We start from the raw sequence: 14,353 nt of genomic DNA on the forward strand, positions 1-14,353 counted from the left end.
CACCAGAAATGAATGGCAACCGAAAACTGCACATCAGCCATTCGGTTGTCAAAAACTTCCAAACCAAGACTTGAATTCTGCATTTAAGACGCACATATTGCCAGGAGATATTCAAATCAGCCCTTAAATCCCAGAAGGATATCGCCATGGAGCAACCTACTGCACCCACCTTTGAATTACCCGCCGATATTATTGCGTTGGCGCCCATGCGTAATGTCGTATTATTTCCTCATGTACTGATGCCGATCACCGTCGGCCGGGCTCGCTCCATCGCGACTATACAACATGCATTGCACTCCAAAGCGTCGATAGGCATTGTTTTGCAGAGAGATGCCAGTGTCGACGACCCAAATATGGATGCGCTATGCCGTATGGGCACTATAGCCAATATCGTGCGTCACGTAGTCTCCGACGATGGGACGCACCATGTGATTTGTCAAGGTATCGAGCGGTTCCAAATCGAAGAACTGATCGATGGCTATCCTTTTATTGCAGCTCGGATTAAACGTGTCCAGGAATCAGCGCATATCACTACCCAAACGGAAGCTTTGGCATTGCAACTCCGCGAACGCGCCATTGAAATCCTTTCGTTGTTGCCAGGAGTACCGGCTGAACTCGCGTATGCACTCCAGGCGACCCGCGCCCCTTCTCATCTGGCCGACATAACTGCCAGTTTGCTGGATACTGAAGTCAGTGAGAAGCAGATGCTGCTCGAGAGCATCGATACTGAAGAACGATTACAAAAAGTGCTGCACATTCTGTCTCGCCGCATCGAAGTGCTACGGCTATCGCAGGAAATTGGCGAGCGCACCAAGGAACATATGGAAGATCGTGAACGCAAGTTTCTTCTGCGAGAGCAATTAAAAACAATTCAGAAAGAATTGGGAGAAGATAGCGATAACGATCAAGAAATCATTGAATTGGAAGAAGCGATTTCACGCGCTCATATGCCAGAAGATATCGAAACGCAAACCCGTAAAGAACTCCAGCGCCTGCAGCGCATGCCAAGCGCATCCAGCGAATATTCGATGCTGCACACTTATTTGGATTGGATGACCGAGTTGCCTTGGCAATTGCCTGAAGAAACGTCGATTGATTTGGATGCTGCGCGTCGAATTCTGGAAGCCGATCATTTTGGATTGGAACGAATCAAGCAGCGGATCATCGAATTTCTTGCCGTTCAGAAATTGAAACCGCAAGGTCGCGCGCCTATTCTCTGCTTCGTCGGCCCGCCCGGAGTGGGTAAGACTTCACTGGGTCAGAGTATTGCGCGCGCGCTGCAGCGTCCCTTTGTTCGAGTATCACTTGGAGGTATTCACGATGAAGCGGAAATGCGCGGCCATCGTCGCACCTATGTGGGCGCCATGCCCGGAAACATCATTCAAAGTGTGCGAAAAGCGGAAGCGCGCAATTGCGTCATGATGCTGGACGAAATCGATAAAATGTCCGCCAGCTTGCATGGAGATCCGGCAGCTGCGTTATTGGAAATACTCGATCCAGAACAAAATGCGACTTTCCGCGATAATTATCTCGGCGTTCCTTTTGACTTGAGTCGCATCATTTTCATCGCCACAGCCAATGTCATCGATAATGTTTCCCCTCCCGTGCGCGATCGAATGGAAGTCATTGAGTTGCCTGGGTATACCCAGGAAGAAAAACTCCAGATCGCATTGCGCTATTTGGTTCAACGGCAAAGTGAAGCTAATGGATTGCATGAAGATCAGTGCCAGCTCACCGTTGCGGCGTTGGAAAATATTGTGGCCAACTACACCCGTGAAGCCGGTGTGCGTCAGTTTGAGCGGGAAATCGGTCGGGTGATGCGCCATGCCGCGTTGCATATCGCCGAAGGAAAAGAGCACCAGGTCTCGATTGATGTCAAGGATATAGATACGATTCTCGGGCCGAAAAAATTTGAACATGAACTTGCACTTCATACCGATCTACCCGGCGTCGCTACTGGTTTGGCATGGACGCCCGTGGGCGGTGATATTTTATTTATTGAGGCTACCCGGGTGAATGGTAGCGGACGGTTGATTTTAACCGGCCAACTGGGTGATGTGATGAAAGAGAGCGCACAGGCAGCGCTTACATTAGTTAAAGCGCATGCAAGTGATTTACGGATTCCTGGTTCAATGTTCGAAGGCATCGATGTGCATTTGCATGTACCAGCCGGCGCTATTCCTAAGGATGGCCCAAGCGCGGGAGTGGCGATGTTCATTGCATTAGCATCATTGTTCACCAACCGGCCGGTTCGACATGAAGTAGCCATGACCGGAGAAATCAGTTTGAGAGGATTGGTATTGCCGGTCGGTGGCATCAAGGAAAAGGTGCTTGCAGCGCAACGAGCCGGAATCCGAACCGTATTATTGCCCGCACGCAATGAAAAAGACTTGCGTGAAGTACCTGAGGCAACGCACAAGGCAATGCAGTTCACTTATTTAGAAACCGCCAATGATGCCATTCAAGCCGCTTTGAGTAAGGTTCATGCTCAATCTCCAGAATTTATGCTGAGCTGAGTACCAGTGTCTGAAGGAAAATTCTGAATGAGATGATAAATTTTTATTTTTTTGATGACTGCCCTAGTTCACTGATGAACATTTAGCCATCACATTGATTGGGGTAACGGTTAAATTTTTGCTGCAAAAATACTGTCAGAATTTGCCGCGTGCGGCCATATGCCACATTGACGATGGACTTACTTTGACTCAAAATACGTTTAAACATCAGTCAGTAAGTTGCGGGTGAATTGTCATATTCATGTCATATCAGTTGGCTACTCTAATACGTTATGAACACTGCCATGTTGAGGAGCGCACTCAAATGAAACAATCTGAAACCAAATCAACTCATGACGCGTCCCATCATCTGATTTCTCAGCAAAGTGATACTCATGCATTTCATAACACAGGGCAGTTAAGGCGCGCAAAGCTTCATGCTGCTCATCTGATTGAATCCATTGATGGTAATAAGCTCTTACCTCCTTACTTGCATCAATTGCTGGAAGCCAGCCTTATTCTGGAAACGACCAACTCCAAGATTTTGGCTCTTTACTTGAAAAAATCACCATCAACGATACGTAATGAATTTCTAAAAATCCGTTCGATATTGGGACGTTATGGTGAAATTCAAAAGGTTTCCAATATCAACGCCAAATCAATCGTGAACGAGTTCGCTCTATCAGAGTAAATCTTTTTCGGTAAGATGATATGGTTTTAGCATTGGAAGATTCTAACGAAGAAAATGCATGGCAGAAGTATGCTGAAAGTCCTGGATAATGTTGGGAAATAATAGTTTTGAAAGATTTAAATTGTTTAAAATAACAGCTTGAGTATCCAGAAAGATCATGTTGTTCTGGTCAATGAAGTAACTGATGCATCACAGATAAGTTAAAAACCAATCGACTGCGAGCTTCGCAGCTTTTTCCAACGTACCAGGCTCATCAAATAAATGGGTCGCTCCTGGAATAATTACGAATTCTTTCTTGCATTCCAGCAGAGCATAAGCTTGCTCGTTCAACTCGACTACGCCATGATCATCACCCCCGACAATCAGCAATGTTGGCGCTATCACACGACTCAATGCGTCTGCCCCCGCCAAATCAGGACGGCCACCACGCGAAACCACGGCAGCGATATTCGCCCCTTTCCTAGCCGCCGCTTGTAAAGCTGAAGCTGCCCCAGTACTGGCACCAAAATAACCTATCTTCAGGTTTTCAGTTGATGAATTAATCTGCAACCACGCTGTTGCGGCAAGCAAACGGTCTGTCAACAAAGCAATATCAAATCGTGCTGAGCGATCCTGATCTTCCAGCCGCGACAACAAATCGAACAGCAATGTAGCCACCCCACGCTGCTGCAATATCTGAGCGACAAATCCATTTCGTGGACTGAAGCGGCTGCTACCACTGCCATGCGCAAACACGACAATGCCTGAAGCCATGGGTGGAATGACCATATCCCCCTCTAATTCAATGGAACCGGCTGGAATTTTTACTGTAATTGCATTCATATCGTGGCGGCGATTCTTACAGGAACCCGTTGTCTTCCAAAACAACCTTGAAATTGCTCAAAACGCCCGGCTATCGGCCTATCACAATGCATGCATCGACCACCCCGAGTCAGATGATAGCGGTTGATTTCATACCAATCGCGCAGAATGACCGCACTTTCACAAGCTGGGCAAATCGTCGTGTCGCCCTCGGGATTATGGACATTTCCGGTGTAAACATAGTGCAAACCCGCGTCCTGTGCAATTTTGCGGGCCTGAATCAGCGTTTCTACCGGTGTGGAAGTTCGGTCAGTCAGCTTATAATCCGGATGGAAGGCACTGAAATGCAACGGTACATCAGAACCTAGTTCCCTCATGATCCAATCGCTCATCGCTCGAATTTCCGTAACCGAATCATTCAATCCCGGTATCAGCAATGTCGTCAATTCCAACCACACATCGGTTTCATGCCTGAGATACTGCAATGTTTCCAAGACCGGCTGTAAATGCGACCCTGTTTGCTTGACATAAAATTCATCAGTGAATGCCTTGAGATCGACGTTAGCAGCATCCATTTTGGCAAAAAAATCCCTTCTAGGCCGAGCATGAATATAACCCGCGGTCACAGCAACAGTACGAATGCCTCTCGCATGACATGCATCAGCCACATCCATCGCGTACTCGGCAAAAATCACCGGATCATTGTAGGTAAAGGCCACGCTCCTGCAACCATATGTTTCGGCGCAATGCGCAATATCTTCCGGATGAGCCTGATCGAGCAGCTTATCAAACCGGCGTGATTTTGATATATCCCAGTTTTGACAAAATTTGCACGCAAGATTACACCCTGCCGTGCCGAACGATAAAATACTGCTGCCGGGGTAAAAGTGATACAACGGTTTTTTTTCGATAGGATCGATACAAAATCCGGATGAGCGTCCATAGGTTGTCAAAACCATTTTGCTGTCGATGCGTCCTCTTACAAAGCATGCGCCACGCTGCCCTTCATGCAATTTACAATCTCTGGGACATAGATCGCATTGGATCCGTCCATCTTCCAGCATATGCCAATAATGAGCGGGGAAGCGTTCTGAACTACTGATCGGTTCATCCATGCATAAGCTCCTCGGGACAAGCGGTTTCACTCCATTTGCTGACGGTATAGCGAGACAATTTGATTCCCTTGGTCCAGAAATGCTCAGACAATCGCGCTTTGGATTTCAATTTGGCGAGAAACTGCTGGGGCTGTGGAAAATTTTCCCAAACCTGAGGCAGAAAGGTACTGCGATGAGGGCCATATTCGAGCACCAAGCCATCAATACCAGGATGCAATTGGTTGAAAACATCCTTTTCATTTTTGAAATCTATGGGTTGTAATCTGGAAAGCAAGGATACTTCAATACTGACAGAATTCAGTTCATTTGCTGTCAATGGTGTAAATCGAGGATCGTGCAGGGCTGCTGACACTGCATTGTTGCTGACATCCTTGATTAAAGGATTGTAAGCATATAAAGAGCCGATACAACCACGCAATTCTTGGTTTTCCGTCAACGTGACAAAAGTCGCCGCTGGTTCAGAAAGCCAAAACGTCGTTCCATTCATGACAACCGAACAGCATGGAATGCTTAACGCTCGAGAAATCGCAGTTCGCGCAATGGATAGCAGTATTTTTCCCTGCTCATTCTTTTCGATTGGCGTTATCATTGTTTTCCTCCTTTCAATCAAAGGCAACTGCGGCATAACCCACCACTCGCTCACGCGAACCCGCGGTATCTCCAGAATTGCGTAAATCCAATACCTGCGGAGTCAAATGGCGCTGCTGCGCCGCAACAATCAGACCATTGATGGCAGTGCTTCCGCATGCCCGCTCATGCTCAACCAGTTGTTCCAATTGCATGATGGATTGCATCGTCTCATGATCTGTCCGTTGTGCATCGGAGTAAGGTAAATAATGGGAAAGATCGGAACTGACTATGATCAAAGTTTCTTCTCCACCCCACACATGCGCCAAAACATCGGCCACAGCTTCTGCCGAAGTGAGTCCCACCGCCAGAGGCAATAAGGTAAAGTGACCCAGAACACTTTGCAAAAAAGGTAATTGCACTTCCAATGAATGTTCTAGGACATGCGCTTCCTTACTGATACATATTTGCGGCAACTGTGCAATTTTATTAACCAAATTCTGATCGAGCTCAATATTTCCCAATGGGGTATCAAAAACATCCACACCTGGCAACGCCAGCCCATGAACAGCCACTCGATGCGCTGGACCAAGCAGCACGACACGTTGAATGAGTGCACTGAAATTCCTGAGGCAAGCATAAGCCGAAGCAGCAATCTGGCCCGAGTATTGATAGCCTGCATGAGGCACAATCAAAGCCTTGGGTTTGCGATCGGAAGCTATTGCATTGGCCAATAAGCGAAGCACTTCATGTTTTAACTGTTGCGTATCCGCTGGGTAAAACAAACCTGCAACCGCAGGAGAGCGTACGTTGAATGCCATGCCATTTCCCCCTGTTTCCTCAATTTAGAGAAAAACAAAAAAGATTTAACCAGTCTTACTGTATTTGACTGCAGTTACATGGCTGAGTTTTTACTTGGGCAATTTTTTTGCTGAATCAATTCTTCTCCGATGCAAATATTGATCAATCAGTATTGATTCGGAATCAACTTGATGCAGGGATAAGTTGATTTTGTAATAAAATCATTGGGGTAAGCAATTACAACGGCAATGAAGTTATCGAGACCAAACAGCAATTGCGGCGTGATTGTCCACCAAGCGGCTCACTTTCAGCATCTGTAGAAGATACCGAAAGAAACAGCGGAAATAATAGAATTTAGTTGTGCTTAGGAGTGCAGATAGCACCCATTTGGAGATAAATCGGGAATATATCAGGGAAGGCCGCGATCGACCTTCCCTGATGATTGAACTACTGCGTAGTTAACTACAGAATAATATCCGCTGCAACGACCGGCGGATTACCTGAGAGTTGTATTTGCAGTTCAGGTGCTAATGATCCACCAGTATTAGCTTGCAATAATCCGGTAGCGGCATCATAGCGAACTTGGCCGGGCCCTGTGATCGTCGCAACGAACAAGAAGGCCTGATCGCCCGCAATGGTCGAATTCGCATCAATTCCGCTAAGACTGATCTTATCAGTTCCACTGACAAAATCAGTGATCGTATCCCGATTGACACCAATAGACTGAGCAGCGGCAGTGTACACGAATGTATCGGTTCCAGCACCACCGGTTAAGGTATCCGCACCTGCAGCACCCGTTAATGAATCATTACCATTTCCGCCATTCAGCGTGTCGTTGCCCGCATCACCACTTAAGGTATTATTACCGGTATTGCCGATCATGACATTATTGAACGCATTACCCACCGAAGTAATAGGATTGGCACCTGTCAAAGTAATATTTTCAAGCTGCGTGTTACTCAGATTTCTCGTTACCGAGCTATTCACTGTATCGATACCTTCACCGGCAAGCTCATTAATGATATCCGTGGCTGTGTTTACAACATAGATATCGTCGCCTAAACCACCGGTCATCGTATCAACGCCCGTACCACCATCGAGCGTATCATTGCCGTCACCACCCGTTAAGGTATCGTTGCCCGCCAAACCGGTAAGCACATTATTATTGCTGTTGCCGATGAGCACATTGTTAACCGTGTTGCCGGTACCATTAATTGGGTTCGTACCGGTGAGCGTCAGATTCTCGAATGTAGCGCCAATCGTAAAAGTCACCGAACTCTGAACCGTATCTGTACCGCCTCCGGCCAGTTCAGTCAGTGTGTCGGTTGCGGTATCGACGATATAGGTGTCGTTGCCAGTGCCTCCCACCAATACATCGACTCCACCGGTGCCGTCCAACGTATCATTTCCGGCCAGGCCATAGATCACATCATTGGCCGCAGTACCGACTAAATTGTCATCACCGACAGTCCCGAACATGGCTGTTCTGTCGGTAAATTGCAGGCGTTCGATATTGCGAAGTGTATCGACACCCTCATCAATGACACCTGGAGCTACATTGGCATGATCGACGAAAATTGTACCGGTGGAAGAGCTGACAGTCACTACAAAATTAGCGAATACGTCGTTATATACCGCGGTATCGATACCCGTATTATTGGTTAGAATCTCACGAACGATGGTGAGCTGATCGGGGGTATACGTCCCATTCTGCATGGCTGTACGAAGGGCACTGGTCATATGATCAAACGAGGTGGTACCGTTCGCAACGATGCGCGTATTCAAATAAGCATCCCCATCGATGATGTCATCACCGCCGCGTCCCTGGAGTATATCGCTTCCTCCCCCCCCAAGCAGAATATTGCCTGAATCAAAAACAGTCGCTCCGCCGAGCAATCCACTCAGTCCATTGATCTGCGCAATTCTGTTGGCTGCGCTATGACCGCCACTGGCTGGATTATTGACGTTATCCAACGCATTGTTCTGCCCCGAATTAGGATCGAGCAATGTCAATTCGACACTTGTCCTGTCATCTCCCACGATAAGATCATTCGAATTCCATCCCGAAGCTGCTTCGACAAATTTGAACCGGTCAACCGTCAGTGGTTCACCGGGAAGACCTGCATTAATGATCAGTCTGCCCAGATCGATATTTGAGGACGCATTGAGGCCATCACTGACTACCCAATCGAAACCGACATCGCCATCCATCCTATCGATCCCAGCCATACCATTCATGATGTCATCGCCACCTTCCCCCAGGAAAAGATCAGCACCGCCACCGCCCACGAACACATCATTACCACGAATAGTTGCTGCATTGAGTGGATCGTCATTATCGCCAATAGCGCCACCGGCGGTTCCATTTTGAATCCAATCGTGACCATCATTACCCATCATGGCAAGATTTGCGGTATTACCAAAAACAAAGTCATTCCCAGGCCCGGCAAATACTTCCGACACGTCATTCCCCGTAACCACAAAGTCGTGTCCTTCTCCCGCTAAAATTAGATTCAGGCCGGCACCGGCGTTGATAAAATCATGACCATCACCGCCTTTGATGTTGTCATCTCCAGCCGAATCGGTAATTCGATCGTTACCATCACCCCCATTCAGTGAATCGTTACCAGCGCTACCTTCCAGACGATCATCGCCGCCGTCACCCCATATCGTGTCATCGCCATTGCCTGCGCGAAGTCTGTCCACACCTTCCGTGCCACCCATCACGATGTGTTCGGCACCGTTATAACGAATGGTGTTGGCGCCCAAAGACGTATCTCTTCTCAGTAATGCAGTTTCGTTATAGGGAGTGCCCGGATCATTTAGAATCGGACCCGTAGTGCCTAAATTCCCAGCTTCGAAGGTATAGGTTGGCGTCGAGAACACATCGAATGGCAAGTGCTTGACATCCGGAAGATTGCGCATGATCATCTCGGCGAATGAGTTTTCTTCCAGTTGGGTCAGAAAATCAAGCCCGGCAGTACGTGCAAGGTAATAGAAACGATCACCATTTTGCAGATTTTCCATTTGGGTTTCGAACACGAAATTGAATGTCGAACCCAGCAATCCACCAAACGGCGCTGGTGCTTCGGCCAATCCGCCGATCCAGAAATCAACCGAATCCAAGCCGGTATTTTGAGTACTAGAACCTCCCGTACTATTCATGAAATTCTCAGAATCCGGATGCGAACCATCAATAAGGGATTCAGCTACTGCGCGCTTACCTTCCATCGTCGTTTCAGCGAGAATGTCAGGATGCAAACCATAGGCAGCAATAAAGTTCGTCAGTGATTCTGGATGGCGAAGCGCCGCACCAAAATCCGCCCAGCTTTCATACGGCAGCAAGGCACTTAAACCACTATCGTCATGAAACATGCGACGCGCATCGTTGAGCGATGGAATACCGGTATCACGGCCGCGGGCCAGGTTAAGCGTTGCCAAATCGAGGGGCAGGCCAACCAGATTATTACGCAATGCTTCGGTGGTAAATTCGTCAATTTCGTTACCCACCTGCTTGGTCATGCCTCTTACCACGGCAGCCGCAGCATCGAGATTATTGTCGTAACCATCGGCAAACTCCACCGGATTCAAAAATGCCTGAATCAAGCCAATATCGTTGGAGCTACCATTCGCATTGGTTCGCGCCACTGTTTCGGTCAGCATCGAATGGCCAAATCGGTATACGACGTGCGCAAACTCCGCCATGATCGCCGGATCGATCGTGCTATCGTAATCGACGAAAACATCCACATTCGGTTGCACTTTACGCGCAAATTCTTCGAACACCAGATGCTGATACTGCATCTCAGTGGCGAATTTTGCAGCCTGGAACAAACGCTCGCCATTCCATTCGCCATTCAGCAATTTCCATTGATTGATGAAAGCGGTGTCACCACTGTTGGTAATCAATGTCTTGATTTCTTCAACTTTAGTGTTGTGTTCGGCATGGAATACCGTATGAACGGTAGTCAGGCCTATGTTCTCATTGCCCCGGCCATCGCCGGTAATGAAATGTGCATCGAGCAATTCATCATCATATTCACCCGCAGCAACTGGACCCTGATTGATGATCGCATCAGCATCGGCTTGTTTCATCGCGCCATTTGAATCGCGTGGTGCGGCATTGTGCGCGATGTCATCAAGGAAGGCGTGTCCGGTGCGGACAACATTGCCTGGAATATTCACCGGCGCATTCGGATTGCCCGCCAGTAAGGTATTGTTGGCCAGAACCAGTTGCGCAAAACCGTTGTTGCTGAGTATCAATTGCCCATAGGAATCGGTCGCGAGCAATGGCAAATTGGTGATGTCTGCATCGGATAGATTAAACCCTAGCTTGGTTTGAGCCTGTAATTTGATGTCCTTCCAAGTAGCTAATCCACCTAAGTTTCCTGTGCCATCGAGCAATTTACCTGTTGAAACCGGATCTCCTTGACCGTTGAGCGCATATTCGCGCAAGAACGCCTGATGTGAAGGATGCGATGTATACGTCTGATTTTGGTCGATAAACGGCGTAGTTTGATTGATATGATCATGAATATCGTCCGCTGTACCTATGACGCCGTCATTACCAGGTCGATTCGTTGCCCGGGTCAACACCATGAAGCGCTCTTCGGCAGGTAAATCATCCAGACTTTCGTCTTCTTCCGGCGTATTGGGATCATCACCGATTACGCCGTCGGGACCCGCGATGAGCGGATCATCGCTCGGCAACGGCACAAAAACTGTGCCGCTTTGGCCTTTGTTGACCAAATCCAGTCCATGATCGAAAAACTGACCAAACAGCGTGAACCAGGAATTGAACGGGGCTGACAAGCCTGCGTCCGGCGTCACGTTGGGTATGAACCAGGTATTGAAGGATGAGCCATCCATCCGCTCGCCGGAAACCAAATCTGAACCGGCCGTATTTCCAGCTGCTGCATCAGCTGCAGGATTGCCGGGTGTCTGGTCGGCAATCAAATTGCTGATCAGACGTGGCTGCGTATCAAAGACCAGGCCATTTTTCTGGTTATAGGAGGTTGGGCTGCCTTCAGGCTGGCCGGGTGTGCCAAAACCTGCCGGCACATTCTCTGCATCGATGAATTCCGGAGTCAATAAACGTGGAAATACGCGATCCGCCGATCCGAATGCGCTTTGACCAGGCTCCAGATTATTATAAGTACCATTGACATTCCGCAAACCGAACCATAGAGCCGGATCTCCGACCAGTCCCGGTAATGCGTTGAAATTACCATTGCGTTGCGCTGTGGAATCATTTTCGGCAATGACGATTTGCTGAATTAAAAAATCAAGGTCTGTTCTGCTTAAATTTGCCATTTATTGCCCCTCATTATTAGTTATTAGCATGATGAGTGAGGCGAATGACAAATTCATGATTAACCATAGAGAACCTGGCAGTTACAGCTTTTGCAAGCCAAAAGCGCGTAATAAGTCCTCTACCCCTTGCGGTGTCATCAAAATTCAAACCACATTCGCTCGCTCCGGTTCGATGTTATGAAAATTTGAAGTAAAAATATATTGGCAAATTTCATATTTTTTTCTAAATAATTACTTAGAAAAAAATATGTGGATAGCGCACCGATAACGTTTTGAGATACGAATATTCATTTTAATCATTGAATTAAACGAATTACGATAAGCCTGCTCGCAGTCTGCAAACTGATCGGAATCTGAGTAACTCGCAAGAATTCCACATTGCAGGAGTTTCAATGATATGAAGTGACTTGTAGGAGATAGATGATGCTTCATGAAAGATGATAAGTACTCAGCAGAGAGCTCATCATCCCGTATTTTCCAGCTTGAGAACATCGTTAAAAATGAACCGCAATCCGAAACGCCATATGCGGGTGAAAAAACGCAGTTCAAGTATGATTTCAAGCAAGTTGAGTCTGATTTCAATTACGGCAAGATCAAGCGCAGTAGTTTTTCGGAACTTCTTTATCAAAAGGAAATTGATTGGTTTCTCAACTTTGAATAATATCGTCCTTATGCTCCTCATCATCCATGCGAGATAACTTCTGGATTCAAGTTTCCGATGCATTTGAAACTATGGCTAGTTTGAGTTTGAGAATCTCCGGTTGATTGAGCGTCTCATCCTTCAGCAGCTTTTCTGCAGTTTGATCCAACAATACGCGGTTTTTCTGCAAAATACCGACTGCACAGGCTAACGCCTGATCCACGAGCGAGCGAACGGCAATATCGATCTTATGGGCTGTTTCTTCGCTGTAATTGCGATTTGGCGGTAACGCGATGTTAGGTTGCAAAAAAGTGGATTGTTCGCGATCGTATGCCACATTGCCCAATGCTTCACTCATGCCATACTTCAGAACCATGGCACGGGCAATATCGGTGGCACGCACAAGGTCGTCGGCCGCGCCGGTGGAAGTTTCGCCGAACACCACCTGCTCGGCTGCACGGCCACCCAACAGAATCGCCATTTTGTTGGTGAGCTCGGCGCGAGTCATCAGGTAACGATCCTCAGTCGGGCGTTGAATGGTATAGCCTAGCGCTCCGATGCCGCGAGGAATGATCGAGATTTTATGCACTTCATCAGTGCGCGGCAACGCCAGCGCTACCATGGCGTGCCCCAGTTCGTGGAATGCAACCACGCGCCGCTCTTCGGGATTCAGCAGCCGGTTACGTTTCTCCAGTCCCGCGACAATGCGTTCGATGGCATTATTGAAATCCTCCATCGCGACCGAAGGCGCGCTGCGTCGCGTAGCCAGCAAGGTGGCTTCATTGATCAGGTTCGCCAAATCCGCGCCGGTAAATCCTGGGGTCAATGCGGCAATTTCCTTTATTTTGACATCGGAATGCAACTTCACTTTCTTGGCATGCACCAAAAGAATTTGTTCACGTCCGATTTTATCGGGCCGATCAACCAATACCTGGCGGTCGAATCGTCCGGCGCGCAATAGCGCCGGATCGAGAATTTCCGGCCGGTTAGTCGCAGCCAGCAACACAATGCCGCTACTCGGATCGAAACCATCCAGTTCGGCCAGCAGTTGATTCAGCGTTTGTTCTTTCTCGTCATGCCCTCCCCCAAAACCGCCGTAGGCACCCCGGGCACGACCCAACGCATCCAATTCATCGATAAAAATAATGGCCGGCGCCATTTGCCGCGCTTGCTCAAACAGATCACGCACCCGGGCCGCTCCGACCCCGACAAACATTTCAACGAACTCCGAACCGGAAATCGAGAAAAAAGGCACACCCGCTTCGCCCGCGACAGCCCGCGCCAGTAGAGTCTTACCCGTACCCGGCGGCCCCACCAGCAGAATGCCTTTCGGCGCCCGCCCGCCCAAACGGCCATAATCCGCAGGATTTTTCAAGAAACTCACGATTTCGATCAGCTCTTCTTTGGCCTCATCCACGCCAGCAACATCCTGGAACGTAACTTTGGTTTCTTTCTCAACAAATACTTTGGCGCGGCTTTTGCCGATCGACATCAATCCGCTGCCCATATTGCTGCCCATGCGTCGGATCAGGAATAACCAGATACCGATGAAGATGACCGTCGGCACGACCCAGGACAGCAAATCCCGTAACCATGTGCTTTGCACGACACCGGTATAGACCACATGATGCTTATCCAGCATCTCGGCCAAATCAGGCGCTACCCGGGTAGTGACAAATTCCTTGAAGCCATCGGCATGCTTTTCCTTGAGCGTACCGAAAATCTGATTTTCGGTAATAGCGATCTCAGCCACTCGTTCCTGCTCCAGAAGCTGCTGAAAACGGCTGTAGGGAATGTGCTCCACCTGCGTATATTGCGTATATAAATTCTGTATCAGCAGCAAACCCAGCATGGCCACGATGACAAACCAGAAGTTGATTTTCGTTTTATCCATTGATTACCTCAGAATGTTGGATGCATGACCTCACCA

Annotated in this window: 10 protein-coding genes; 3 read left to right on the plus strand and 7 right to left on the minus strand. The window is 48.2% G+C overall.

Annotation, left to right across the window (positions count from 1 at the left end):
- Positions 1 to 146 precede the first annotated feature (146 nt).
- Positions 147 to 2,516, plus strand: a complete 2,370-nt coding sequence (gene lon, locus ABF87_RS08750) for an endopeptidase La (RefSeq protein WP_160828742.1) — start codon at positions 147 to 149, stop codon at positions 2,514 to 2,516.
- An 82-nt stretch (positions 2,517 to 2,598) separates the two neighbouring features.
- On the opposite strand, the gene ABF87_RS15285 is transcribed toward lon, so the two are convergent.
- Positions 2,599 to 2,724, minus strand: a complete 126-nt coding sequence (locus ABF87_RS15285) for a hypothetical protein (protein WP_275689461.1) — start codon at positions 2,722 to 2,724, stop codon at positions 2,599 to 2,601.
- A gap of 96 nt (positions 2,725 to 2,820) precedes the next feature.
- Between ABF87_RS15285 and ABF87_RS08755 the strand changes: the two genes are divergently transcribed.
- Positions 2,821 to 3,186, plus strand: a complete 366-nt coding sequence (locus ABF87_RS08755) for a hypothetical protein (RefSeq protein WP_160828743.1) — start codon at positions 2,821 to 2,823, stop codon at positions 3,184 to 3,186.
- Positions 3,187 to 3,375: 189 nt separating this feature from the next.
- Here the strand turns inward: ABF87_RS08755 and ABF87_RS08760 are convergent, their stop codons facing one another.
- The 5 genes from ABF87_RS08760 to ABF87_RS08780 all read right to left on the minus strand — a co-directional run bounded on the left by ABF87_RS08760 (position 3,376) and on the right by ABF87_RS08780 (position 11,783).
- A complete protein-coding gene (locus ABF87_RS08760; protein ID WP_160828744.1) occupies positions 3,376 to 4,008 on the minus strand; it encodes a dienelactone hydrolase family protein in 633 nt (210 codons plus the stop codon).
- Positions 4,005 to 5,102, minus strand: coding sequence for an AmmeMemoRadiSam system radical SAM enzyme (gene amrS, locus ABF87_RS08765; protein ID WP_160828745.1), 1,098 nt, complete (start codon positions 5,100 to 5,102; stop codon positions 4,005 to 4,007). The genes ABF87_RS08760 and amrS overlap by 4 nt, the downstream gene beginning before the upstream one ends.
- The gene (gene amrA / locus ABF87_RS08770) at positions 5,095 to 5,691 is read right to left on the minus strand and encodes an AmmeMemoRadiSam system protein A (RefSeq protein ID WP_160828746.1); all 597 of its coding nucleotides are present in this window, start codon (positions 5,689 to 5,691) and stop codon (positions 5,095 to 5,097) included. Before amrA ends, amrS begins: the two co-directional genes overlap by 8 nt.
- Before the next feature lie 13 nt (positions 5,692 to 5,704).
- Entirely contained in the window at positions 5,705 to 6,490 is a 786-nt protein-coding gene (gene amrB / locus ABF87_RS08775; RefSeq protein WP_160828747.1) for an AmmeMemoRadiSam system protein B, read from the minus strand.
- 442 nt (positions 6,491 to 6,932) lie between these two features.
- Entirely contained in the window at positions 6,933 to 11,783 is a 4,851-nt protein-coding gene (locus tag ABF87_RS08780; protein WP_160828748.1) for a peroxidase family protein, read from the minus strand.
- A gap of 430 nt (positions 11,784 to 12,213) precedes the next feature.
- On the opposite strand from ABF87_RS08780, the gene ABF87_RS08785 reads away from it, so the two are divergent.
- On the plus strand, positions 12,214 to 12,444 hold the full coding sequence (locus tag ABF87_RS08785) for a hypothetical protein (RefSeq protein ID WP_160828749.1): 231 nt from the start codon (positions 12,214 to 12,216) through the stop codon (positions 12,442 to 12,444).
- Between the two features lie 46 nt (positions 12,445 to 12,490).
- Here ABF87_RS08785 and ftsH read toward each other — a convergent pair whose 3' ends face one another.
- Positions 12,491 to 14,317 (minus strand): ATP-dependent zinc metalloprotease FtsH, encoded by a 1,827-nt coding sequence (ftsH, locus tag ABF87_RS08790; RefSeq protein ID WP_160828750.1) that lies wholly within the window; start codon positions 14,315 to 14,317, stop codon positions 12,491 to 12,493.
- Positions 14,318 to 14,353 lie beyond the last annotated feature (36 nt).

The sequence above is a fragment of the Nitrosomonas sp. JL21 genome, assembly GCF_009833095.1.
Classification (GTDB): domain Bacteria; phylum Pseudomonadota; class Gammaproteobacteria; order Burkholderiales; family Nitrosomonadaceae; genus Nitrosomonas.

Excerpts from the sequence above, each read along its gene's own strand:
- amrS (WP_160828745.1), bottom strand. The coding sequence starts at position 5,102 with ATGGATGAACCGATCAGTAGTTCAGAACGCTTCCCCGCTCATTATTGG.
- lon (WP_160828742.1), top strand. The coding sequence starts at position 147 with ATGGAGCAACCTACTGCACCCACCTTTGAATTACCCGCCGATATTATT.
- ftsH (WP_160828750.1), bottom strand. The coding sequence starts at position 14,317 with ATGGATAAAACGAAAATCAACTTCTGGTTTGTCATCGTGGCCATGCTG.
- ABF87_RS08785 (WP_160828749.1), top strand. The coding sequence starts at position 12,214 with ATGAAAGATGATAAGTACTCAGCAGAGAGCTCATCATCCCGTATTTTC.
- ABF87_RS08760 (WP_160828744.1), bottom strand. The coding sequence starts at position 4,008 with ATGAATGCAATTACAGTAAAAATTCCAGCCGGTTCCATTGAATTAGAG.
- amrA (WP_160828746.1), bottom strand. The coding sequence starts at position 5,691 with ATGATAACGCCAATCGAAAAGAATGAGCAGGGAAAAATACTGCTATCC.
- amrB (WP_160828747.1), bottom strand. The coding sequence starts at position 6,490 with ATGGCATTCAACGTACGCTCTCCTGCGGTTGCAGGTTTGTTTTACCCA.
- ABF87_RS08755 (WP_160828743.1), top strand. The coding sequence starts at position 2,821 with ATGAAACAATCTGAAACCAAATCAACTCATGACGCGTCCCATCATCTG.
- ABF87_RS08780 (WP_160828748.1), bottom strand. The coding sequence starts at position 11,783 with ATGGCAAATTTAAGCAGAACAGACCTTGATTTTTTAATTCAGCAAATC.
- ABF87_RS15285 (WP_275689461.1), bottom strand. The coding sequence starts at position 2,724 with ATGTTTAAACGTATTTTGAGTCAAAGTAAGTCCATCGTCAATGTGGCA.